Source organism: Rhizocola hellebori (assembly GCF_016862955.1).
Lineage (GTDB): Bacteria > Actinomycetota > Actinomycetes > Mycobacteriales > Micromonosporaceae > Rhizocola > Rhizocola hellebori.
Genome location: NZ_BONY01000005.1, coordinates 131,891 through 155,164 on the forward strand (window position 1 = coordinate 131,891; position 23,274 = coordinate 155,164).

Here is a 23,274-nt window from a genome sequence, read left to right on the forward strand (position 1 = left end):
ACTGGTGTGAAGCGCGTGCCCCCGCAGGCGCGCCGCCCCCCGGTGTCGCAGACGAAGGACGACGAAATGAAACTGACAGGCAAGAACGGGTTGCGGACCGCTGCCGTGCTGGCAGCCGTAACCGCGATGATCGGCGTTTCGGCCCTGCCCGCGGCCGCTCACGTGACGGTCAACCCCAAGGAGGCCACGGTCGGCGGCTACGCGCGGCTGAACTTCCGGGTCCCCAACGAAAGCGACTCCGAGTCCACGGTGAAGGTGGAGGTGGCCTTCCCCGAGGACGCGCCGTTCGCGAGCGTGTCGGTCAAGCCATCGGCCGGCTGGACCGTCGCCACGGAGAAACGCAAGCTGAGCAAGCCGATAAAGAACCACGACTCGGAGATCACCGAGGCGGTGTCGAAGATCACCTGGACCGCCGACGGGTCAGCCGCGGTCAAGCCCGGCCAGTTCCAGGAGTTCGACCTGTCGGTCGGGCCGGTACCCGACGTCAAGCAGATCATCTTCAAGGCCTTGCAGACCTACTCCGACGGCACGATTGTGCGCTGGATCGATGAGCCCAAGGAAGGGGCCGAGGTGGAGCATCCCGCCCCGGTGCTCAAAGTCGTCAAAGCGGCTGCGGCTGCCGCGCCCGCGCCCGCCGCGAAAGAGGAAAGCGGCGAGGGCAGCGGCGTCAGCTGGGCGATCGCGCTCGGTGCGGTGGCCCTGCTGGTCTCGCTGGCGGCCTTGGGGCTGAGCCTGCGCCGTCCCGCACCGCCCGCTGGCTAGCGTGCTACGACGCCGTCGCGACGGTCAGTCGACAACGTAAGGGCAGTGCCGGCAGCCGCGCCCGCAACACGTGCCCCGGTCGGCCAGGAAGCGTGCGTTCAACACGAACAGGCCAGTCACCGGGTCGAGGTAACCCGGCTGGGCCGACCGCAGCGATTCGTCATGTGCGAGCAGGATCTCTTTCCGGCCGGGATGATCGGCCGGAAGGCGCGACAGCGCGGGCTCGGCGAGGCCGCGCGCGGCCAGCGGCAGGCGACGCTCACCGGCACCGCCATCTTGCTTGTCCATTCTGGGCGCTTCCCGTCTGAGTCCGGTCGCAGGCGGCGATGAGCATAACCGGTGGTGCCTTGCGCCGCTGGCGATTCCACAGCGCCATCGCCTGCACCGAACATGGCGCGCCGTAAACAAACGGCCTGCCTTCGTTGCGCCGGTGTACGGTGAAGGTATTCCGGACTCGACGACATCCCAAATCGTGAGGTGCGCGCCACACCGGCCTAAGCCTTTATGAGGGACAGCATGTCCGACCAGATAAGCCCGGATCATCCAACCGCAGTCCACATCGATAGAGCGGAGATCGTCGCGCTGCTGCGATCCAGGGGCATGGATGAGAGAGCCGACTGGGTCGACCGGGAACTTCCCGCCCTGGTCGACATCCGGGCGAATGAGGCCCTCCTGCGGATGCTGCGGATCGATCCGGCGGCGATATCCGGCGCCGACGGTCGCCACTGACACCTGCCGGATTTCGTGCCGTGTCCGGCGCGGCAGGCTTGGCATTCCGCGCTGATAACCGCCAGCTCGCCTTGCGCCGTGTAGGGTATGGGACATATGGCTACCTATCGAAGTCCCGCAGTGTTGCTGTCCGCGGACGGCACAAGAACATCCGGCACCGCCGCGCTTTTCACCGAGCCCGCGCATAAAGGTGGCATTGCGCCTTGGGCGGGCGATTTCCGGCTCGCAGCCGGTTCCCCCGGCATAAAGAACCCCGTTGGCAAGATCTTGACTCTGGAGATGCCGGATGGCCGGTCGGGCCAGGTGGTCGTCCAGAGGCTCAAAGGTGCGTCGAAGAACGTCGTGTTAGCTCTCCTTGGTGAAGGCCTGGCCCCCTTCTGATCTTGGAAGTGCCGTGATCTCCGGTAGGGTCTGGCCATGGATGCATCGGCCAGACTGCTGGGGCTAATCAACGGTTATAGGGTGTCTCAGGCGGTTTACGTCGCCGCTCGGCTCGGTCTGGCGGATCACTTGGCCGACGAGCCGATGACGATAGCCGGGTTGGCCTCCACTGTGGGCTGCGACGGGCCGGCGTTGCGGCGCTTGGTGCGGGGACTGGTGGCCGTCGAGGTGTTGGCGGAGCTCGATGATGGCCGGATTGCGTTGGCCCCCTTGGGTCAGCAGCTGCGCAGCGATGCCCCAGGCAAGCTCGGGGACTGGGCGGGATTCGTCGGCCGGCCCTCGACGTGGCAGGCATGGGGGGCGCTGGAGCACAGCGTGCGCACGGGCCAGAACGCTTTCGTCAGTGTGCATGGGCGCGACGTGTGGCAGTTTCGCGCGGAGGATCCGGCCGAAGGACAGATCTTCGACGCTGCCATGACCGCGATCGCCAATAACATCGTGGAGGCGATGCTGGCGGCCTACGACTTTTCCGGTATCGGCTCGGTGGCAGACATCGGCGGCGGGCACGGTGCCTTGCTCGCCGCCCTGCTGACCAGGTACCCGGCGATGAAGGGTATTTTGTTTGATCAGCCGCATGTGGTGGCCGGCGCGGCTGAGCCGGTGCGGCTGGCGGGCGTGGCCGATCGATGCGAAATCGTCGGCGGTGACTTCTTTGCGGCAGTTCCGTCCAATGTAGACGCTTATCTGGTCAAGTCGGTGGTGCATGATTGGCCTGACGAGCAAGCCATCGCCATCCTGCGAAGCTGCCGGGCCGCGATGAAGCCATCCTCGAAAATTCTGCTGATAGAACGGGTGATCAGCGGTCCGCCGTATTTGCTGTCCTCGGTCATGTCCGATCTGAACATGCTGGTCGGCCCCGGCGGCCAGGAACGCTCCGAAGACGAGTACGCGCGCCTTCTGATCGCGGCAGGACTTAAGCTTTCCAAGGCGATTCCCACCGACAGCGGATTCTGGATCGTGGAAGCCAAGGCCGATAACTAGGACCGAGGTGGTGCGGTGCTGTCCCGGACCACCAGGGTGGTCGGCAGCTCGACGCGGGTCAGGGCCGGCACCGGGCCGGCGATCAACGCAAGCAGAAGGTTGGCGGCGGCGGCGCCGATGTCCCGAAACGGTTGCCGCACCGTGGTCAAAGCCGGGTCGCACCAGTTCCCCGCGTCAATGCCGTCGAATCCGACGACGCTCAGGTCCTGGGGGATGCGCAAGCCCAGTTGGCGGGCTGCCTTGCAGACTCCCAGCGCCTGAAGGTCGTTGGCGCACAGCAGGGCCGTGGGCGGATCGGGTTGGCTGAGCAGCTCGCTGCCATGCGCCAGACCGGATTCGAAGGAGAACTCACCTGTCCTGGCCAGCCGAGGCCGCAGGGGTACCCCCGCAATCTCAAGCGCCGCACGGCAAGCCTCCATACGTTCCCTGGCATACAGGGATTCAACGGGTCCGCCGATCACACCGATCTGCCGGTGGCCCAGCTCGAGCAGGTGCCGGGTGGCCGCGACCGCGCCCTGCCAGTTGGCCGCGCTCACCGAGGGCACCGGCTGAGTCGGCTGCCCGTTGGGGTCCGCGGCGACCAGGGGGATCGCGCCAGCCGCTAGCTGCGCATGCTGTTCCGCGGTGAACTGCGAATGGACGATGATCACGCCGGTGGGCCGCTGGGTCAGCAGCCGATCGCACCAGGATCGCTGCCGCGCCGACGGATCGGCCGGCACTTCGGTGAAGCCCAACCCCAGATCGTGCTCATTGACGACCGCTTGCACGCCACGCATCATCTCGATGGCCAGGTTGGTCTCCAAACCGTAGAAGACCACCTCGATCCGGGGCGAGGGGAGGATCGCCCCGGGGCGGCGGTATCCGTGCTCGCGCAGCAGTTGTTCGACCCTGCGGCGGGTGTCGGCCGCGACGTCGGAGCGGCCGTTGAGGACCCTCGACACGGTGGGAGGCGACACCCCGGCCAGCCGCGCGATCGTTGCCACAGTCAACTCGCCGCGTCGACGCCCACGGCGCGCACCGAAGCCGCGGACTGTAGCCGAATCTCCACCCTCCATGGCCTCACCTCCCTCTTCGACCGGAATCTGTTCGCTAAATCGTCAACCCTTCACGGCTCCGGTCAGGCCCCCCACGATCCGGCGCTGGAACAGGCTGAAGAAAACCAGCGCTGGCACCATAGACAAGGAGGTAAACGCCAGGACCTTTGCTGTGTCGACCGAATACTGCGACGCGAAGGCCTGCACACCAAGGGGCAGCGTGAACGTTGTCTCCCGGTTGAGGATGAACAGCGGTAGCAGATAGCTGTTCCAGCTGGCGATGAAGGTCAGGATAGCCACGGTGATGACGCCCGGCATGGACAGCGGCAGCACCATCCGCCAGAAAAAGCCCAACCGGCCACAGCCGTCGATCGCTGCCGCCTCCTGGATTTCGTCGGGGATTGCCCGCAGGAACGGGACCAGGATGATGATTGTCATCGGAATGGCGAACCCGATCTGGGGGAGGATCACCCCGGGCAGCGTGTTCATCAGCCCGACGGTCTTGACGAGGATGTACAGCGGCGTGATCGCCACGGTCAGCGGGAACATCAGGCCGGCGGCGAACAGTGAGTACATCGCCCCTCGGCCCCGGAACCGGTAGCGCGCAAGGATAAAGCTCGTCATGAGGCCGAGGGTGACCACTCCTGCGGTGGTGCTTGTGGCCACGACGGTGGAGTTGATCACCTCGCGCCAGAACACCTCGCCGCCGAGCACGTCGAGATAGTTGTTCACATTCCAGGGATTTGGCCACCCCGCCGGGTCGGTGGTGATCTGCGCGTTCGTCCGGAAGCCACCGATGATGATGTAGACGACCGGGGCCAGCATCGCCCCGATGAGCAACAGCGCAAGAAGGTATACCGGCTGGTTCCCCGACGCGGGTCTCCGGCCGGATCGGATCGCTACAGTTGGTGTTGCCATCAAATCCCCGCTCCGGTGATCGCGCCTTCGGTGTCACGGCGCAGGACGAACCGTTGGTACAGCAGGGCAGCGGTGAGCGAGATGAGAAACAGAACCACAGCCACGGCGTTGCCGTACCCGTACTCCCCGGCGATGCGCCCGTTGGCGACCATATAGGTGGCCATGGTGGACGTCCCGGCCGTTGCGGCCACGTACTGACCCCAGATGATGTAAACAAGGTCGAACAGCTGGAGAGCGCCGATCATCGACAGGAACGCCCAGATGCGGATCGTCGGCCCGAGCAGCGGCAGCGTGACCCGGCGCTGGATCTGCCAGTACGACGCCCCGTCGATCGCCGCGGCCTCCGTCAGCTCGTCGGGGATGCCCTGCAGGCCGGCGAGGAAGAGGATGACGGCGAAGCCGATGTACTTCCAGGTGAGGATGCCCATCAGTGTCCAGATCGCCATCCCGGGGTCAGACAGCCAATCGTTGTGCAGCCAGCCCAGCCCGAAACGTTCGAGCAGGGCGTTGAAGGCGCCGTCGCCTTGCAGCATCAGGCTCCAGCCGGTTCCGACCACCACTTCGGAAATCACATAGGGCACGAAGACGAGCACCCGGATGAGCGTCTGCCCGCGCATCTTGCGGTTGAGGAGCAAGGCGAGCAGGATGGCGGCCGGACCTTGGATGACCAGTGACAGCACGACGATGATGGCATTGTGCTTCAGCGCGTCGATGAAAGTGGTGTCCTGGAAGATGAGTATGTAGTTGCGAAAGCCGACGAAATTCGTGGGCGGGCCGTAGCCCTGCCAGCTGAAGAAGCCGTAATACGCCGCTACGGCAACCGGCAGGATGACGAAGGTGACGAACACCAGCAGCGTCGGCCCGGTCATCAGGGCGATTTCCAGCCGGGCGGGCCACCCGATCCCTTTGCGGCCCTTGCGCATCCGGGGCAGGGCTGGAGGTGGCGCGACGACCGCGCCACCTCCAACGTTGTTGTGGTTCGAGCTAGACATGGGTGGGGGATCTCTATGCCCTCTTGGCGGCGGTCTTGACCGCGTTGACGATGTCCTGGGCGGTACCCTTGCCGGCCAACAGGTTCACCACTGCAGTGTTGAGCGCGTTGCCGACGTTCTGCCCGTAGACCGTGTCGAGCCATTGCGAGACATAGGGAGCCTTGCTGTAGGCCGCGAGCACGGACTTCAAGTACGGCTCGGACACCATGGCCTGCGCCTCGCTGTTCACCGGCGGCGCGTTGAAGGCCTTGTAGTAGGCCGACTGCACATCCGTCTTGGCGATGTAGTTGAGGAAGGCGGTGCATTCCGCCTTGGGCGCCTTGACCGAGCAGGAGTAACCGTCGACGCCGCCGAGGATGGAGCCGGGCTCACCGGCGCCGCCTTCGATGCTGGGGAAGGGGAACCAGTCGAGGTCGGGCAACGGCTTCTGGTCCGGCGTCAACGAGGCGATGACCCCCGGGTTCCAGGCGCCCATGAGTTCCATCGCTGCCTTGTGGTTCGCGAGGAGACCGGCCGAGCTGCCCGCGCCCTGCTGGGCCGAGGTGGTCAGGAAGTCGTTGTTGAACGGTTTCGTCGCGGCGAAGTCCTGGACGTCCTGACCGGCCTTCAGCCAGCAGGCGTTGTCGAAGGCCAGCGTCTTGGCGGTCTCGCTGAGCGTGGCTGGGCTGCACTCGCGCAGCGCGAAGAAGTAGTAGTAGAAGGCGGCCGGCCAGGCGTCCTTGGCCCCGAGCGCGATCGGCTGGACGCCGGCGGTCTTCAGCTTGTCGACAGCGCTGCGCAGCTCGGCAAGCGTGGTCGGCGTCTGGGCGATGCCGGCCTTGGCGAACTGATCCTTGCTGTAGAAGAAGCCACCGGGCAGGACAGCCACCGGCATCGCGTAAACCTTGTTGTCGATCGTCTGCGCCTTGAATGACCCCGCCGAGATGACCTTCTTGGTGGCCTCGGTGATGGAGCCCGTGATGTCCATCAGCTGGCCCGCCTTGACCATCGCGGCCATCTTGCCGCCGCCGCGCTGCAAGAAGACGTCGGGTGCGTCGCCGGAGTTCAGGGCGGTCTGAAGTTTGCCGTCCATGTCCTCGTTCTGGATCGACTGGATTTCGATCTTCACGTTCGGGTTGGCGGCCTGGAAGTCGGCGACGGTTTTCTCCCAGAAGGCCTTGCCATCACCCGTTGTGGCGTTGTGCCAAAAGCTCATCGTCACCTTGCCACCGCTGCCGTCCCCCGAGTCGTCATCACCGCAGGCGGCGATTCCCAGGACCGCAGTCGCCAGGACAACCGACGTCGCTAAAAGCTTTCTCGCCCTCATCAACCTGTCCTCTCTGCTGAGTTAGCCCACGTGGGGCTTCAACAGCCAACAACCGGCCACCCATCGGAGGCCGTTAACGGATCGCATCTGAATTCCTTTGAGGGAATGGAGCCGTCCGGCCCAAATGTCCACTGTGGACACCGAGGGCTGTTCCCCGTGCCGACAGGCGCTGCCAGTGCCCGCCGCCGGTCGCAGTCGGCCCCAGAGAAGCCGGGCCGCCGTTCGGTAAGAGTCGCAGACGTGGCGGAAAAATACAAGCAATCTTTCCGAAACTTCCAGGGGATCTGATCTTGTGGCCATCATGCTGGACCCTGCGGCTACTGGCTGCACAAATACGAAGCTTGCGGATCGGCATCGCCCAGATGGGGCAGGCTGAGGGATGGTCGGCCGCCCGCGCGAGTCGGTTCACGGCCCATGTTGTATCGGAACATTTCCGAAATATTTTAGATCGGCTGGTACCAGACGAAGCTGGCGAATCCGGCGCGGATCTACCGCCGGGCGGGCGGGGCGGTGCTTTCCCGGATCACCATCTCCGTGGCCAGTTCCAGCCGTTTGGGCTGCGGCACCGTGCCCTGGGCCAGGTCCAGCACCATGCGGGCAGCTGCCGCACCCATCTCGGCCAGCGGCTGGCGGACGGTGGTCAACGGTGGCACCAGCCATCGGTCCAGGGGCTGGTAGTCGTCGAAGCCGACCACGCTCAGATCGCGCGGGACGTGCAGCCCGGCCAGGCTGGCCGCGTGGTAGACGCCGATGGCCATGCCGTCGTTGAAGGTGAAGATCGCTGTTGGCGGGTCGGAGAGCCGGAGCAGCTCGTTGGTGTGGGTGAGGCCATCGGCGATCTCGAAGCTGCCTTCCCGGATCAGCGCCGGATCGATCGGCACGCCTGCCGCGTCCAGCGCGGCCCTGTACCCGTCCAGCCGGGCCCGGCTCGACAGCGCCCACTTCGGACCGGTTATCACGGCGACGCGGCGGTGCCCCAGCTCAAGCAGATGCCGGGTGGCGGACAGGCCACCGATCCAGTTGGTCGAGCCGACCGAGGGCACGTCGTCGTCGGGCACTCCGTTCGGGTCCAGGACCACCAACGGGATGCCGGCGGTGGCCAGCTGGGCTCGTTGCTGTGTGGACAGATCGGAGAACACCGGGATGACGCCGATCGGGCGGCGGCGCAGCACCCCCTCGAGCCAGCCCCGGCCCGGGGTTTGGCTGCCCTGCGACTCCGACACGACGACCGCGACCTGGTGCTCGACAGCGATCCGCTGCACACCTCGGAGGATGTCGACCGGGTAGATGCCCACCAGCTCGTGGAAGACCAGCTCCACAAGGGAGGACAGCTTCAAGGCCTTCCGCGTCGACCTGTACCCGTGCTCGTGCAACACCTCCAGCACGTGTTCGCGGGTATCGGCCGCCACCGTGGTGCGGCCGTTGAGCACCTTCGACACGGTCGGCGCGGAAACGCCTGCCAGCCGGGCGATCTCGGCGATGGTGGTCGATCGTTGGGCGTGCGGCGGTTGCGCACCGCTCGTCGGGACCATGGCCCGAAGTCTAACGTCCACCCACGCCACGTCTCCAGAAACTTTCCGTCACGATCCTGTCGTCTTCTTCGGCCCCGGCGGACGGCTCAGCTGGGAATCGAGTGCCCGAGATGCGTGCGCAGCTGGCCAGGGCCGTTCTCGGCAGCGTCTACGCTTGGAAAGTTTCTGTCGATCTATGTTGCTATTTCTGTGACGCTCTGCGATCGTTGATTGTCGATGGCATCAAGCCGAGCAAAGGCCCTATCGATAGGGGAGTTCTGCATGTCAAAGCATCGATCTCTCGTCTTTTCTGTCGCGCTCGCGGCACTGCTGGTGGTGTTCACGGCCAGCTGGATGCTGCGCGGCGTGGTGAACGACCCAGCATTGGCGGCAGGCGCTGGCACCCTGGCGAACACCGCCGGATGTGGCAAGGCCCCAACGCTGACCAGTGGCACCCGCTCGATCTCCAGCGGCGGCCAGAATCGCTCCTACATCCTGAGGATCCCCGACAACTACGACCGGAACCGCCCGTATCGATTGGTCTTCGCCTTCCATTGGCTCAACGGATCCGCCAACGACGTCGCCTCCGGCGGAGCTGACGGCGCCGCCTGGGCCTACTACGGCCTGCATCAGCGGTCGAACAACAGTACGATCTTCGTTGCGCCCCAAGGCATCGACGCCGGCTGGGCCAACACCAACGGCCGCGACCTGACCCTGGTCGACGATCTGAACAACCTGATCGGGAACGATCTTTGCGTCGACACGACGCTGCGGTTTGCCCTGGGATGGAGCTATGGCGGGGCGATGAGCTACGCCGTCGCGTGTGCCCGGCCCACCATCTTCCGCGCCGTCGCGGTGCTCTCCGGCGCCAACCTCAGCGGCTGCAACGGCGGCACTCAGGCCGTCGCGTACCTGGGAATCCATGGCACCCATGACAGCGTGCTCAACATCTCCAACGGGCGGACGCTGCGCGACACGTTCGTCAGGAACAACGGCTGCACCAACCAGAACCCGCCCGAGCCGGGGCTGAACAGCCTGACGCACATCGTCACCTCCTACTCGGGCTGCCGGGCTGGGCTCCCGGTGCGATGGGCCGCGTTCGACGGCGACCACACCCCGAATCCGGTGGACGGGTCCACCTCCAGCAGCGGCGTCAGGACCTGGACCTCGAGCCTGATCTGGGAGTTCTTCACCCAGTTCCAGAACACCTCGCCCACGCCGACGCCCACCGGCGGTTCGCCGACGCCCACGCCGACCGGCAGCGCGCCCGCCGATGGTCAGCAGATCGTGGGTACAGGTAGCGGCCGATGCGTGGACATCACCGGTCCTTCCACCGCCGACGGCACGCGGTTGCAGCTTTACGACTGCCACACCAACTGGAACCAGAAGTGGCGATACACCAACAACACCTTGGTCAATCCGCAGAGCGGCAAGTGTGTCAACGCCAACGGCGGCGGCACCGGAAACGGCACGGCGGTGAACCTATGGGCCTGCAACGGAAGTGGCGCGCAGAGGTGGACGGTGCAAGCCAACGGCAACATCGTCAACACCCAGTCGGGCAGATGCCTGGACGCCTCCGGCCGCGGCACCGCCAACGGTACCCAACTGCAGATCTACGACTGTATCTCCGGCGGTCAGTCCAACCAGCAATGGACTCTGCGCTGAAACCGTTGCGGTGACTACCACCGGGCCAGCTGTCTGCTGGGTGACAGCTGGCCCGGTGGCCTCTCCGCCAAACTAGCGGCCCCACAGCCGCCAGGTCTGGTTGAGCGGACTGCCTTGGGCGGCCGCATTGCAGGTCCATTGGTGGACAAGCGCGCCCGCGGCAGTCGAAACGCCGCTGACATCAACACATTTGCCGCTGTGGCGAGCGACGAGCTGATAGTCATGGGTGTCGTTGCCGGCATAGGTCACCTTGCGCAAGGTGAACTGCTGATTCAGGGAACCGCTGTTGCAAGTCCATTGGATGACAGCAGCGCCATCGGCGGTCGAAACCCCATTGACGTCAAGGCATTTGCCGCTGTGCTGATTGACGATGGTGTAAGTGTCGGCGGCCCCTGTCACCGGCACAAAGCTCCACAGCTGCTGGTTTCCGCCCTCGCAGGAGAACTGCTGCTGCTGTGTGCCGTTGGCGGTGGACCGGCTGGTGTCGTCGAGGCATTGCTGGGAGTGCTGGGCGACCGCGACCGAAATGAAGCCGGTGTTCGACGGCGGCAGCAAGGTGATGGTGAAAGTGTCGTCGACATTGCTGTGCGGCAGGTTCACCGTGGTGGCGTTGCCGGAGAGGCTGACCACGGTGTTGGAGATGGTGATCGGGCCCTGGACAGCGCCGCCGCCGTTGTGAGGGATGCGCTGCGCCAGCACGCGCACCTGATTGTTCTGCACTATGCCGCTGGTCGTGTCCAGCCGCTGGATGTTGACAGCGATGTTGCCGGTGGTCCCGCCGCCGCCAACCAGAATCTTGGCGACGCCGGAATCCTTTGTGGCGAAAGCGTCGTAAGCGGGGCTGGGTGTCACCGAGGAGATCAGGCCGGTCTGTGAGCCGTAGAAGCGGTAGACCCACCATTCGCCCTTGGGCAGGTGCACTCCAGCGGAGTTGCGGGTGAGCAGGTTGGCCAGGTCGTTGTGCAGGTTGCCGGCGCTGGCCCAGTTGGCGCGCAGCCCGTCAGCGCCGGCCCGTTCGAGGCGGGCGATGTACCAGGAGCCGTCGCCAGGGTTCTGCTCGTTGCTCGCGCCGTATTCGTTGATCTGGTAGGGACGCGGGTGCGCTATGGCGCGTGCGCTGAGGCTGCTGTTGGCGGCGTTGACGTTGGCGACCGGGTCGCTGGGCAGGCTGTGCCAGCTGAAGATGTCCGGCACGACGTTGTTGGCCTTGACGAAGTCCAGGTATTGGGTCCACCAGCCGGCTGAGGTGGTGGGTACTCCGGCGTGGCTTGGACCGACGATCAGATGGCTGGGGAACTCGGCGCGCAGCCGCTGATAGGTACGCCGCCACAGCTCGAAATACTGAGACTGGGGCCGGTTCCAGAACAGCGACAGGTTCGGCTCGTTCCAGATGTCCCATTGCACAGTGATCCCGGCGGCGCGGACGTCGCTGATGAGCCTCGAAAGGAAGGCGTCGTAGTCGCTCCAGTTGCCGCTGTCGCCGGGGAATCGGGAAATCGGGAAGCCGTCGGCGCCCCACAGATCGTGCGGCAGGATGACGAATTGCCCGCCGAGGGCGAGTGTGCGCCGGGCTTGGGCGAGCGTGGCGTCCCAGCGGCGCTGGTAGCGTCCGGATACCCAGCCGCCGGGGGAGTCGAGTTGGGCCCCGCCGGCACGCATGTAGCGGAACCTCACGTCGGTGTAGAAGTGGTCGGCTGGGCCAGATGCGTTCTCGGTCATGCCGTAAATCCAGCCGGAGGCGCGGTAGGAGGGGGTTCCTGCGGCGTTCGAGAAGTTGACGGTGATCGTCTCGTCTGCCGCCGCGGCGGGTGAGGCGGCGAACGCGATGGAGCTTGTCACGAGGACTCCGGCGAGCAGATGCGCCAAGGTGCCGCGTCTGCGGCGGGGGACAGATGTTGGGGCGGTAGTCACATGCGACTCCTTTGGAAGACCAGCGGGCCGCTGGGGTTGCGTGAGTCCAGGGAATCGATTCGATGATCAGTGGTGCTGGTTTAGCTGTGATGACAAGACTCCGGGCGGTGACGTTCATCAGTTTGTCGAATCGATTCGCCACGAGCGTAGGTTTGCCACGCGGGCGTGTCAACGACGGGCATCGCGAGGGCGGCGTGAGCCGTGGTCAGCGGCGGGCCGGGCCGGTGCTGCCGCGCAACGAAATGGGCGGGGTGAGCAGCAGGTGCTTCGGCGCCGCATCGGGGTCGGAGATGCACTCGGTGAGCAGACTTACCGCGTGGGCGCCCATGTCGAGGGCGGGGACGTCGGCTGCTGTCAGCTGTGGCCGGAAGTTCTCGGCCCAGTGGGAAGCGGCGACGCCGGTGACGGAGAAGTCGCCGGGGACGGTGAGCCCGGCTGACTCCAGGGCCCGCTGGATGCCGGGCAGCGCCGCCTCGTTGATGGTGGCGGCGGCCGTCACCTCGGGATGCTCACGCAGGATCTGCTGGAGACAGGCTTCTCCGGCGGCGCTGTCGTCGGCGCAGCAATAGTCGACCCCGGTGATCCCGCGCCGGCGGATGGCCTCCTTGAATCCGGCCAGAGCGCGATGAGCCGGACCGTAACCCGCGGCGACGAGCTCGGCGGAGCGGTTGATGAGCGCGACGTGGCGATGGCCGAGATCGGCCAGGTGGTTCACGCACTTGGCGATCAGCGCGGTGTAGTCGATGTCGACCCACCACATGCCGTCGGGATGTGAGGTGCGGCCGATGCCGACAAAGGGAAGCCCGGCTTGCTGCAGGCGGCCGACCCTGGCGTCCTCCAGCCGGATCTCCATGAGGATGACGCCGTCGACCCGCCGGCCGGTGACGACCCGCTCGAAGGAGCGGTCGTGATCACCACCGGAGGGCGACAGCAGCACGTCAAGATCGGCATGGGCGGCGGCGTCCACGACGGCTGCGACGAAGTCGAGCTGCATGTCGGTCAGCCGCCGGCTCGCCGGTGGGATCACCAGGCCGATGGTGCGGGTGCGGCCCTCCTTGAGCGCGCGGGCGTTGGCGTTCGGGCGGTAGTCCAGCTCGTCGATGACGTGCTGGATGCGTCTGCGGGTGGCCTCGGAGACCGTCCGTTTGCCGCTGATCGCGTAGGAGACCGTGCTGCGTGACACTCCCGCCCGGCGGGCGATCTCCCCGATGTTCATCGCACTCCTCACGTCGGCCTGAGCCTGCCATACCGGCGTTGGCGGCGTAATCCCTCGAACCGATTCGCTGAGGATAGCCAGGTTAGCGTGCTTGCGTCCACGAGCCCGTTGACGCGTGGCGACAACGCGCCTATGTTTTGTCGAATCGATTCGTCGAATCGGTTCGACAACGCGGCGAAGGGATGAGCTGTGAACCAACTGGCATCACGGTGGCGTGGCCTGGGTGTCACGCTGGTCGCGCTGGTGACGGCGGGTGGGCTGGTCGCCTGCTCGTCATCGGACGGCACCACCGGCGGCTCCACGTACACCATCTGGGATCCTTACCCGCAGTTCGATGACTCGTCGAACTGGGTGAAGCTGTTGTCCGACTGCGGCAGCAAGGCCGGCGTCACGGTCAAGCGGACCGCGTTCGACACCAGCGACCTGACCAGCAAGACGCTGCTGGCCGCGCAGCAGGGCAACGCGCCCGATGTCCTGATCGTCGACAACCCGGTCATCTCCACGCTGGCCGAGGCGGGCGTTCTCACGACCAGCGACGACAACAAGCTCGACACCTCAGCGATCGACCAGAACCTGCTCGGCGCCGGGCAGAGCGGCGGCAAGACCTACGGAATCCCCATCGGCGCCAACACCTTGGCTCTCTACTACAACAAGGCGGTGCTGCAGGCGTCCGGAGTGGACATCGCCTCGGTGAAGGACTGGGCGTCGCTGACCGCGGCGCTGGCGAAGACTACGGCCGCGGGAAAGAAGGGCATCACCTTCTCGGCGATCGGCACCGAGGAGGGCAGCTTCCAATTCCTGCCGTGGTTCTGGGGTTCCGGCGCGCACCTGACCAAACTCGACTCCGCTGAGGCGGTGTCCGCGGTGACGCTGTGGACCGACTGGCTCAAGAAGGGCTACGCCCCGAACTCGGCCATCAACAACACCCAGACCACCAGCTGGCAGGAGTTCGCCACCGGCCAGTACGCGTTCGCCGAGAACGGCACCTGGCAGCTCGCCAACGCCAAGAAGACCGGGTTCGAGTACGGCATCATCGCCATCCCCGCCATCAACGGTGGCACCGCCGCCGCACCGACCGGCGGCGAGTTCGTTTCCGTTCCGGTGCAGAAGACGACCAGCCGGTACGCGGTGTCGCAGAAGCTGGTGGCCTGCCTCACCGACAGCGACAACTCGCTGACCACCACGACCACGCTGTCCTACATCGCCCCCACCGCCGCCGTGCAGGCCAAGCAGGTCGCGGCCAACCCTGAGCTCAAAGTGTGGGTCGAGGCGGTCGGCGCAGCCAAGGGCCGCACCGGTGACAACCTGGGCACCAAGTACCCCAAAATCTCGCAGCCACTGTGGACCGCGATGCAGGCGGCCCTGTCCGGATCGGCGACGCCGCAAGCCGCGCTGACCACGGCGCAGGCCGCCGCTGCCGCAGCCACCAAGTAGCCGGGCGAAGACGGCGACGCCCATGAATCAGACGACGCAGACACCGACCGGGTTGTCTGTGCGTGGCCTCGGCGGGTCTGCATCCGGCCCGCCGAGGGCCCGCGCCCGGCGCCGGTTGCACTCCGAGCAGTGGGCGGCCTGGGCCTTCCTCACCCCGGTAACCGTCTATCTGTTGGCGTTCTTCGCCTACCCGCTCTACCGCAACCTTGACCTCAGCCTGCGCGACTACACCGTGCGGTCCTTCGTGTCCGGCGGTGCCGAGTTCATTGGACTGGCCAATCACCGCAAGGTGCTCGGCGACCCCGCGTTCGCGCCCGCGCTGACCCACACCGTCGTGTTCACGTTGGTGTCGCTGGCTTTCCAGTTCGCCATCGGCCTCGCCCTGGCCGTGTTTTTCGCCAAGTCGTTCCGGCTGTCGGCGATCCTTCGGGCGCTGTTTCTCGTACCGTGGCTGCTTCCGCTGATCGTTTCGGCGTCGACCTGGTCGTGGATGCTCAACAGCGACTCCGGCGTTGTCAACGCCGCGCTGCGTCTGGTGGGGATCGCTCCGGTGCACTGGCTGACCTCGCCGCAATGGTCATTGCTATCGGTGATCCTCGCGAATGTCTGGATCGGCATTCCGTTCAATCTGGTGGTGCTCTACAACGGCCTGCAATCGATCCCGGCCCAGCTCTACGAGGCGGCCCAGATCGACGGGGCCAACGGCTGGCAGCAATTCTGGCGTGTCACCTTCCCGCTGCTGCGGCCGGTCTCGGCGATCACCCTGCTGCTGGGGCTGGTCTACACGCTGAAGGTCTTCGACCTCATCTGGATCATGACCCGGGGTGGGCCCAGCGATTCCTCGACGACGCTCGCCACGTGGTCCTACCGGCTGAGCTTCGGGAACCTGCTGCCCGAGTTCGGGCCTGGTGCCGCGGTGGGCAATCTGCTCATCGTCATGGCGCTCGCCGCCGGTCTGATCTACATACGCGCGCAGAAGAGGCAGTACCAACGATGACAGCACAGCGCAGTTGGCCCAGGACGGTGCTCGGGCTGGTGCTCACCGGCGTCATGTTGTTCCCGGTGTACTGGATGATCAACGTCTCGTTCACGCGGCAAGGCGACATGCGCAAGAGCCCGCCGAACTGGTTCCCGGTCGACGGCACTGTCGAAGGCTATCGCAGCGTCCTCCGCGACCAGCTGCCCTACCTGGGCACGAGCCTGCTCGTGGGACTGGGCACCGTGGCATTGACCCTCATAGTTGCGGCGCCCGCGGCCTACTCGCTGGCCAAGCTGAACCCGCGCGGCGGCCGAGCGCTCAGCTTCGTCCTGCTTATGGCGCAAATGATTCCGGGCATCATCATGGCGATGGGCTTCTACGCCATCTACCTCAACCTGGGTCTGCTCAACTCCGTCGCCGGGCTCATCGTGGCCGACTCGACCATCGCGGTGCCGTTCGCCGTGTTGATCTTTACTGCTTTCATGGCCGGCATCCCCGACGAGGTCATGCACGCGGCGAAGGTCGACGGCGCGGGCCCGTGGCGCACCTTCTGGTCCGTGGCGCTGCCGGTCAGCCGCAACGCGACCGTCACCGTTTCGCTCTTCGCGTTCCTGTGGGCCTGGTCCGACTTCGTCTACGCCAGCACCCTCGACAGCGGCGGCGCACAACGGCCGATCACCCTCGGCATCTACCACTACATCGGCAACAACAACCAGGAATGGAATGCGATCATGGCGACAGCGGTGGTCGCCTCGATCCCCGCCACCGTTCTGATCATCATCGCCCAGCGTTACGTCGCCGCGGGCGTGACCTCCGGCGCGGTCAAGGACTGACGGTCACCCACACGCATATCGAAGAAACGGACGTTATCTATGATCCTCGCCCCGTCCGGCCCGACGTTCACGGTCCAGGAGATTCCGTTCAGCTACTACGGATCCTGGCTGAACATCTCGCCCGTGGTAGCGAAGGACACCTATGCCGGGGACCTACACCTGATCTCGCACCAGACGGGCCTGCACGCCATCCTGCGGCTGATTCCCAGCGACGGCCGCAACCGGGTCGACACGACGGTGACTGCCACACCCGCCAAACTCACCTGGGAGCATCAGCGGGGACGTGTCGAGGCCGCTTTTGAGACCGCCGACATTATCCGGGTACGCGGGCAGGGCCTCGGCATGCGCATCCGCGCGGCTATCCCGGCCCTGACTCCGTTCAGCGGCGTCTACCTCTATCGTGACCCGGTCGACGGCGCGTTCATCTTCACCAGCTACGAGACGGGACGCCGTTACCGAATCACCGTCCTGTCCAGACAGACGCAGGTGACTGGCGCACAGGCGCTTGGGGTCGCCGAACGCCAACTTACGCTACCTGCTGACACGCCGTGGGAGATCGTGATCGAGGAGTTCGACAACGCCAGGCCTCCCTATCACCTCAGCCATGACTTCGACCAGATCGCCGCCGCGGCGCACGATACGTTCACCTCGTTCGCCGACGCTGTCGCACCCTGGCGCGGCCCCGAAACCCCGGCCGCGGAGTTGGCCGCATACGTGCTGTGGTCGGCGACTGTGCGCCCGCGCGGCTTTCTTCGCCGCCCCGCCGTTCTCATGTCCAAACATTGGATGGACAAGGTGTGGAGCTGGGACCATTGCTTCAACGCGATCGCGCTCGCCGCAGGCGCACCAGATTTGGCGTGGGATCAGTTCCTCATTCCCTTCGACCACCAGGACCCGGCGGGCGCGATCCCTGACTCGGTGACCCACTCAGAGGTCCTCTACAACTTCGTGAAACCCCCAATCCACGGCTGGGCGCTCACCCGCCTGCGTGAGCGGCTTGCCGATGACCTGAGCCGCGAGCAGCTGGCCGTTGTCTACCAGAGGTTGTCGGCGTGGACCCGATTCTGGCTCGACGCCCGACGCGCCCCCGGACAGCTGCTGTCCCACTATCACCACGGCAATGACTCCGGATGGGACAACGCCACCACCTTCGACAGAGAACGGGTCGTCCAGACCGGTGACCTGGCCGCGTTCATGACCATCCAGTTGCGCGTCCTCGCCGATCTCGCCACCGAGCTAGGTGACGATGCCGCCGCAGCTTCATGGGCGCACACCGCCGGCCAGATCCGGGACGCGATGCTGAGCCGGTTGTGGAACGGTGCCGCGTTCACCGCCCGCGCCGTCGAATCCGAAACGGCGTGGACCACGTCGAGCCTGCTCGACCTCATGCCCATCGTGCTTGGACAGGACCTGCCCGCCGACATCGCCAACGCCCTCGCCGACCGTGTCAAGGCCCATCTGACGCGCCACGGATTGGCGACCGAGCTGCCGCAATCGGCCAGCTATCAAGGCGACGGATACTGGCGCGGGCCGATCTGGGCACCGGCCACCACACTCATCGAGGATGGCCTGCGCCGCGCCGGATTCGAGGCACTGGCCGACGACATCAGCGCCAGATTCCGGGCCTTGTGCGAGAAGTCAGGATTCGCCGAGAACTTCAACGCCCTCACCGGCTCCGGGCTACGCGATCGCGCGTACACCTGGACGGCAAGCGCCTACCTGATCCTCGCTGCTGCGCATGTGAAATCGTCCTAGCGGTGGCCCGGATCAGACCCTTGCGCCCGACCCGAACGGAATTGAAGGATGCGCCGGAGGTCTGGACCGCCGGCGCTTCTCGCTACAGGGTCAGTTGCGCAGGGTCCATTGCTGGTTGGTGCCGCCGTGGCAGGCCCAAAGCTGGATCCTGGTGCCATTGCCGGTGCCATTGCCGCTGGCGTCGAGACAAAGTCCTGATTGGACGCCGGTGATGGTGCCATTGGCATTGACGTTCCACTGCTGGTTCGCCTGGCCGCTGCAATCCCAAATGATTGCGGCGGTGCCGTTGCTCGTGCCTTGGCCGTTGGCGTCCAGGCACTTGTTGCCGTAGACGGTCAATTGGCGGCTGGCGGTGTAGGTCCAGCGCTGATTGGTTCCGCCATGACAGTCCCACAGCTGCACCTGAGTGCCGTTCGCCGTGGTGGAATTGGGCACGTCGATGCAGCGGCCCGACTGCTGGCCGACCAGCGTCACGTTCGACCGGCTCGGCGGGGGGCTGCTCGGCGGCGGCGAGCTCGGTGGCTGGCCGCCTCCGAATTGGGAGATGAACCGCCAGGCCTCGCCCTTGGTCCAGGTCCGGACGCCGTCCTCGCAACCGGAGCAGCCGTCCACCGGACCCGGCCCGTGACCGCCGTCGAAGGCGGCCCACTGCACCGGGAACCCAGCCCGGCAAGAGTAGGTGGTGGTGATGTGCCGGCCGCTGCCCGGCGCGGGCTCGGCAGGATTCTGAGCGGCACAACCGTTGTTGCGCACGAACGTGTCACGCAGCGAACGTCCCGACGAGATGTTGAGGACGTTGTCCGAGATGCCGTGGATCCCGAAGTAGGCGATCGGCTGGGTGCCGCCGCTGCAACCCGAGATCTGTGCGCCGGAGTAGACCACGACCGCCCGGAAGACGGTGGACCTGGCACAGGCGATCGCGTAGCTCATCCCGCCGCCGAAGCTGAATCCCATGGCGAAAAGCTGGGTGGTCTCGACACACAGGTCGTTTTCGATGATGCGGACCATGTCATCGGTAAAGGTGATGTCCTGACCGTTGCTGTTGGCCCAGCCGTTGCCTATGCCCTGTGGCGCGACCAGAATCGCGCTGTTGCCAGACTGTTCCTGCATGCCGTAGTAGGCCCATGCGGTGCCGCTGCTGCCGCCGGAGGCGACATCGTTCATGGTGCCGCCCCGCCAGTGGTAGGCGAAGATGAGCCGGTACGGGCGGGTGTTGCTGTAGCCGTCGGGAATCCGCAGGATGAAACTGCGGCTCTGGCCGCTGCTCTGAATGGTTTGCGTGCCATTGCGTAGCGTTGGGGTCTTGCCGCACCCGGCGGTCGTCGCGGCGAACGCGGATGGGGTCACGATGGTGGCGATTGTGCCCACGGCAACCATCGTCACCGCGGCGATCATCGCCGCAATCCAACCCGGGCTGAGGTGCGGTGTTCGGGGAGCCGACACAGCTGAATCTCCTTACTGGGAAAGAGGGCGCGCGTGTGGAAGTGGTCGGGCCGTCGGGGAAGCCTGCTTTGCCTGGGCGCGCGGCCAGGCACACCGGCCACCTATCGGCGGTCGTCCAGGCCGGGCGGCCCGGAGCGTCAGGTTCGCTGACAGCGAGGTGTTGGCTGGGCCGCCGCGATGTGCGGCCCAGCCGTTGTCCAGGTGCGGCGGTTAAGAAGTGCGCAGGTTCCATTGCTGGTTCGTGCCGCCGCTGCAGGACCAAAGAATGATCTTGGTGCCGTTGGCTGTTCCCGCGGCGTTGGCATCCAAGCAGAGTCCTGACTGGACTCCGGTGATGGTGCCGTTGGCGTTGACGTTCCACTGCTGGTTGGTGCCGCCGTTGCAGGCCCAGATCACGACCGCGGTGCCATTGCTGGTTCCCTGGCCGAAGGCGTCCAAACACTTGTTGCCGTAGACCATCAGCTGTCGGCTCGGGGGGTAGGTCCACCGCTGGTTGGTGCCGCCGCTGCAGTCCCACAGCTGTATTTGGGTACCGTCGACCGTCGTGGAGTTAGGCACGTCCACGCACCGGCCGGACTGGGTGCCCACGATCGGTCCCTGCTGGCCACCACCGGTGGGCGGAGGCGGCGGCGCCACGATGGCCGGCGCGGCCGACACCACGATGGCGCGATCCAGCGCGACGGCGCCGCTGCCGGCGACCCGTACCCGCAAAGTATGTTGCCCCTGGGTGAGGGTTCCGCTGTTGTAGAGCGCCACGTTGCCGCGACGCGGGGAGGCCTGGAAGCTGACTGTCCGCTCCGCCCCGCCGTCGATGGAGATGGCAGCGGAGCCGTGCGACGGGTCCTGCACGCCGTAGAGCACCACGCGGTTGCCGGTGAAGCTCAGCGTGGCGGCGTCGTTGGCCGTGGCGCTCCAGGTGTTGTCCTTGCTGAAGGCCGCGTTGTCTCCGGCGGCCTGCCAGCTTCCGCTGTAGGAGAAGCGTTGTCGGTCATTGATGTCAACCGGGAACCCGAAGGTATAGGAACCGCTTGCCGGCACGATCGGGTCGGTGAAGGCGGTCGTGGCCACGCTTACGCTTGCCGGGGACAGACCCTGTGCTGTTGCCGTCAGCGTCAGCGTGCCGGTCTGACCCAGCGCGCTCTTGAAGTACACCGCGCCGGTCCCGGCTTCGAGCACGAGCGGGCTTTCACCCACCATTGCCCCGGGTCCGGTGAGGGCGAACGTCACCGCGGTGTTGTTCGTCGGTACCACCTGATTGTTGTTGTCCAGGGCTTTGACCACCACGCGGGTCATGTCGGCGCCGTCGGCCTTGAGCGAGGCGTCGTCGGCCACCAGCGCCAGGTGCGTGGCCGCGCCGGGCGTGAACTTGGTGTCGGTGGCCACTATCTGCCCGCCGATCCAGCAGTCCGCCCGCAGCTGTCCGCTGGTGACAGTGACGCCGGTGAACTGGAACATCGGATGTGGCAGGCTGGTGTAGGCGTTGGGATTGATGCGTCCCCGGGACGCGCCGTTGGCGAACAGCTCCACCTGCTGGCAGTTGCCCCCGACAAGGACGGTGCTGCTGGAGACGCCGGGAGTCCACTGGCTCGCGATCGACACGTAGGGACCGTAGAGCGCTGGGTCCCGTTGTGACGAGAACGCCGTGGCGGCGATCTTCGGGATCCGGAAGATGTCTGAGACACCGTGGTAACAGGTGAAGTCCACACAGGACGGAGGTGTCACGAAGGTGGTGTTGTAGTCGAACGAGACCCAGCCCATCGCGCCGGCGATGTTTGCCTTGCTGGCAGCGGTGTTCTGGACGTTGAGGTGCACGCGCATGGTTCCGGTCTGCACCGACTCGGGATCCCAGGAGCGATGCGGGGCGGTATGCCCGACCGACTCGGTGATCAGCCAGGGGAGGACGGTCGGGTTGTCGGCGGTACCCGAAAAATCGTTATAGGTATAGACATCTTCCAGGAGCTCGCTGCCCTTGAAGTTGCGCACGCCACCGGTGGGGCGGGAAGGATCGAGCTGGTGGGCCAGATCGTTGGTGCGGACATAGAAGTTGTGATTGTCGCCGGACTCGTTGATCCGCACTCCCCACAGCACCACCGAGGGGTGGTTACGGTCGCGCATCACCATCTCGCGCACATTCTCCACCGCGATGTCCTGCCAGGCGGTGTTGCCGATGTGCTGCCAGCCCGGTATCTCCTCCATCACCAACAGGCCGATTTCGTCGGCGCGGTCGAGGAACTCCGGATCCTGGGGATAGTGCGAGGTGCGCACGATGTTGACGCCGAGTTCTTTCTTGAGGATGTCGGCATCCTTGACCTGCAAGCGGTTTGGCGCGGCTCGCCCGACGTAGGGGAACGACTCATGCCGATCCAGCCCGCGCAGCTTCAACGGCTGCCCGTTGAGGTAGAACCTGCCATCGGTGCGGTTGAACTGGATGGTGCGGATGCCGAGCCTGGTCTTGTGTTCGTCGACGTAGACCGATCCGTCGCGCACCTGCGTGTAGACCGTGTGCAGGTATGGGCGATCCGGATGCCAGGTGTTGGGATTGGTGATGGTGCTGGTGTTGTAGCTGAACTCGGCCGCCGATTGCGCCGCGATGGTCTGGGTGGCGGTGCCGGTCGCTACAACGTTATTGGTGGCGTCAACCACCTGGGTGACCACGGTGATCGACTTGGACACCCCGCTGTCATTGCGCACCCTGGTTCGCGCATTGACCGTGTTGAGGTTGGGAGTGGTCAGGAATGCCCAGTCGACGCGGACCGGATCGGTGACGATCATATTGACGTCACGCACTATCCCGCCCCAGACGTAGTAGTCGATGGCGCCGCCCTCAGGCGGAAGGTCGTTGCGGGTCATGGAGTCCACCTTCACCGCGATGACGTTGTCTGCGCCGCCTATGTTGACGAACGGGGTGATGTCGTAGGTGAACGACGTATATGCGCCTTTGTGCTGACCGACGAAATTGCCGTTGACATACACGTCGGCGACTTTGGCGACGCCCTGGAACTCGACCGCGACCCTGCGGCCGGAGTATTGGGTGGGCAGCGTGAAGTGGCGGCGGTACCACGAGACAGGCACCTCGAAGTCGCCCTTGGGGAAGCCCTTGTGCGGATGGGTTCGGAAGTAGGGCAGGCTCACCGGCACGAACCCGCTCTCGTCCAACCCCACGGCTTGACCGTTGCCACCGGGCACTTCGCCGGCGAACAGCCAATGGGTGTTGAAGTTGAGCACTGCGCGGTTGGAGGCCTGCGGCACGTATGGGGCGGCGGCCGCTGGTTGTGGCGTGGCGGTCACCATGAGGGCGATGGTGGACAGCGTTGTCAGAGCGGCGGTAAGTTTTCGCATCTTCTTTCCCAGTCTCGGATTACGC

General features: G+C 65.6%; 19 protein-coding genes. 9 read left to right on the forward strand and 10 right to left on the reverse strand.

Annotated features, from left to right (window positions below; translation table 11 throughout):
• Nucleotides 1-66: 66 nt before the first annotated feature.
• Nucleotides 67-762 (forward strand): YcnI family copper-binding membrane protein, encoded by a 696-nt coding sequence (locus Rhe02_RS05475; RefSeq protein WP_203906961.1) that lies wholly within the window; start codon nt 67-69, stop codon nt 760-762.
• 24 nt (nt 763-786) lie between these two features.
• Here the strand turns inward: Rhe02_RS05475 and Rhe02_RS05480 are convergent, their stop codons facing one another.
• A complete protein-coding gene (locus Rhe02_RS05480) occupies nt 787-1,050 on the reverse strand; it encodes a C1orf53 family protein (RefSeq protein ID WP_203906962.1) in 264 nt (87 codons plus the stop codon).
• Between the two features lie 312 nt (nt 1,051-1,362).
• Between Rhe02_RS05480 and Rhe02_RS50475 the strand changes: the two genes are divergently transcribed.
• The 3 genes from Rhe02_RS50475 (at nt 1,363) to Rhe02_RS05495 (ending at nt 2,913) form a co-directional block, all read left to right on the forward strand.
• Nucleotides 1,363-1,491, forward strand: a complete 129-nt coding sequence (locus Rhe02_RS50475) for a hypothetical protein (protein WP_275412593.1) — start codon at nt 1,363-1,365, stop codon at nt 1,489-1,491.
• 96 nt (nt 1,492-1,587) lie between these two features.
• On the forward strand, nt 1,588-1,872 hold the full coding sequence (locus Rhe02_RS05490) for a hypothetical protein (RefSeq protein ID WP_239123410.1): 285 nt from the start codon (nt 1,588-1,590) through the stop codon (nt 1,870-1,872).
• Between the two features lie 36 nt (nt 1,873-1,908).
• Complete coding sequence (locus tag Rhe02_RS05495) at nt 1,909-2,913, forward strand: methyltransferase (RefSeq protein WP_203906964.1); 1,005 nt, start codon at nt 1,909-1,911, stop codon at nt 2,911-2,913.
• Here Rhe02_RS05495 and Rhe02_RS05500 read toward each other — a convergent pair.
• The 5 genes from Rhe02_RS05500 to Rhe02_RS05520 all read right to left on the reverse strand — a co-directional run bounded on the left by Rhe02_RS05500 (nt 2,910) and on the right by Rhe02_RS05520 (nt 8,695).
• A complete protein-coding gene (locus tag Rhe02_RS05500; RefSeq protein ID WP_239123413.1) occupies nt 2,910-3,896 on the reverse strand; it encodes a LacI family DNA-binding transcriptional regulator in 987 nt (328 codons plus the stop codon). The two genes, Rhe02_RS05495 and Rhe02_RS05500, sit on opposite strands and share 4 nt — an antisense overlap.
• A 114-nt stretch (nt 3,897-4,010) precedes the next feature.
• On the reverse strand, nt 4,011-4,772 hold the full coding sequence (locus tag Rhe02_RS05505) for a carbohydrate ABC transporter permease (protein WP_239123415.1): 762 nt from the start codon (nt 4,770-4,772) through the stop codon (nt 4,011-4,013).
• Between the two features lie 92 nt (nt 4,773-4,864).
• A complete protein-coding gene (locus Rhe02_RS05510) occupies nt 4,865-5,857 on the reverse strand; it encodes a carbohydrate ABC transporter permease (protein ID WP_308441982.1) in 993 nt (330 codons plus the stop codon).
• Between the two features lie 13 nt (nt 5,858-5,870).
• A complete protein-coding gene (locus Rhe02_RS05515) occupies nt 5,871-7,163 on the reverse strand; it encodes an extracellular solute-binding protein (protein WP_203906967.1) in 1,293 nt (430 codons plus the stop codon).
• A gap of 488 nt (nt 7,164-7,651) precedes the next feature.
• Entirely contained in the window at nt 7,652-8,695 is a 1,044-nt protein-coding gene (locus tag Rhe02_RS05520; RefSeq protein WP_203906968.1) for a LacI family DNA-binding transcriptional regulator, read from the reverse strand.
• 261 nt (nt 8,696-8,956) lie between these two features.
• On the opposite strand from Rhe02_RS05520, the gene Rhe02_RS05525 reads away from it, so the two are divergent.
• Nucleotides 8,957-10,339, forward strand: coding sequence for an RICIN domain-containing protein (locus Rhe02_RS05525; protein ID WP_203906969.1), 1,383 nt, complete (start codon nt 8,957-8,959; stop codon nt 10,337-10,339).
• A 72-nt stretch (nt 10,340-10,411) separates the two neighbouring features.
• On the opposite strand, the gene Rhe02_RS05530 is transcribed toward Rhe02_RS05525, so the two are convergent.
• Nucleotides 10,412-12,250: an RICIN domain-containing protein gene (locus Rhe02_RS05530; RefSeq protein ID WP_203906970.1), complete on the reverse strand. Its 1,839-nt coding sequence runs from the start codon at nt 12,248-12,250 to the stop codon at nt 10,412-10,414.
• 205 nt (nt 12,251-12,455) lie between these two features.
• Complete coding sequence (locus Rhe02_RS05535; protein WP_203906971.1) at nt 12,456-13,466, reverse strand: LacI family DNA-binding transcriptional regulator; 1,011 nt, start codon at nt 13,464-13,466, stop codon at nt 12,456-12,458.
• A 198-nt stretch (nt 13,467-13,664) separates the two neighbouring features.
• Between Rhe02_RS05535 and Rhe02_RS05540 the strand changes: the two genes are divergently transcribed.
• The 4 genes from Rhe02_RS05540 to Rhe02_RS05555 are packed head-to-tail and all read left to right on the forward strand — an operon-like array spanning nt 13,665 to nt 18,467.
• Nucleotides 13,665-14,900 carry a sugar ABC transporter substrate-binding protein gene (locus tag Rhe02_RS05540; RefSeq protein WP_373320598.1) on the forward strand — a complete coding sequence of 412 codons (1,236 nt, stop codon included), beginning with the start codon at nt 13,665-13,667 and terminating at the stop codon, nt 14,898-14,900.
• Between the two features lie 22 nt (nt 14,901-14,922).
• Complete coding sequence (locus Rhe02_RS05545; RefSeq protein WP_203906973.1) at nt 14,923-15,897, forward strand: carbohydrate ABC transporter permease; 975 nt, start codon at nt 14,923-14,925, stop codon at nt 15,895-15,897.
• Nucleotides 15,894-16,712: a carbohydrate ABC transporter permease gene (locus Rhe02_RS05550; protein ID WP_203906974.1), complete on the forward strand. Its 819-nt coding sequence runs from the start codon at nt 15,894-15,896 to the stop codon at nt 16,710-16,712. Before Rhe02_RS05545 ends, Rhe02_RS05550 begins: the two co-directional genes overlap by 4 nt.
• Before the next feature lie 39 nt (nt 16,713-16,751).
• Nucleotides 16,752-18,467, forward strand: a complete 1,716-nt coding sequence (locus Rhe02_RS05555; protein WP_203906975.1) for an amylo-alpha-1,6-glucosidase — start codon at nt 16,752-16,754, stop codon at nt 18,465-18,467.
• Between the two features lie 90 nt (nt 18,468-18,557).
• On the opposite strand, the gene Rhe02_RS05560 is transcribed toward Rhe02_RS05555, so the two are convergent.
• Nucleotides 18,558-19,862: a ricin-type beta-trefoil lectin domain protein gene (locus tag Rhe02_RS05560; RefSeq protein WP_203907036.1), complete on the reverse strand. Its 1,305-nt coding sequence runs from the start codon at nt 19,860-19,862 to the stop codon at nt 18,558-18,560.
• A gap of 258 nt (nt 19,863-20,120) precedes the next feature.
• Nucleotides 20,121-23,249 carry a glycoside hydrolase family 2 TIM barrel-domain containing protein gene (locus Rhe02_RS05565; protein WP_203906976.1) on the reverse strand — a complete coding sequence of 1,043 codons (3,129 nt, stop codon included), beginning with the start codon at nt 23,247-23,249 and terminating at the stop codon, nt 20,121-20,123.
• Nucleotides 23,250-23,274: the final 25 nt, after the last annotated feature.